Source organism: Mesorhizobium sp. M7A.F.Ca.US.014.04.1.1 (assembly GCF_003998745.1).
GTDB classification, from domain to species: Bacteria; Pseudomonadota; Alphaproteobacteria; order Rhizobiales; family Rhizobiaceae; genus Mesorhizobium; species Mesorhizobium ciceri.
In genome coordinates, this window is sequence record NZ_RZRW01001463.1 from 1 (window position 1) to 445 (window position 445).

General features: G+C 60.9%; 1 protein-coding gene and 1 pseudogene. One reads left to right on the forward strand and one right to left on the reverse strand.

The genetic code is table 11. The features are described 5' to 3' along the window. Positions 1-163: outer membrane beta-barrel protein (locus EOA22_RS37125; protein WP_164756359.1), on the forward strand; the 163-nt coding region annotated here is incomplete at its 5' end. 95 nt (positions 164-258) lie between these two features. Here the strand turns inward: EOA22_RS37125 and EOA22_RS37130 are convergent. Next, positions 259-445, reverse strand: a pseudogene (locus tag EOA22_RS37130) (glutathione S-transferase); the annotation flags it as partial.

Below are 445 nucleotides of genomic sequence, written 5' to 3' on the forward strand. Positions count from 1 at the left end.
CGGCTGGACCGCCGGTCTCGGCACCGACATCAAGCTGACCGACAATGTCTTCGGTCGTGTCGAGTATCGTTACACCGACTTCGGCAGCAAGAGCTTCGATGGCATCGGCAAGGTCAAGGCCACCGACAACCGCGTCACCTTCGGCGTCGGTATGAAGTTCTAAGTCGTTCAAGCCACGACACGAAAAAGCCGGGCCTCGCGCCCGGCTTTTTTTATGCTCGCGTGATTTCCGGGTAAATCTATTCGGGTAATGGGCGGTCAACCGGGAATGCAGGGCTTCAGTTCTGGAAACTTCTCGTCGAAGCGTGCCGCCCACCGCGTCAGCCGGGCGCGACCCTTCTCCCATTTCCCGGCAAAGCGCAGCGCGAGATAGCCAAGGCAGGCGCGCAGCGCCATCTGGCCGGCGGTGATCTTTTTCGGCAGCTTCGGCGGGTTGGCGTTGAGC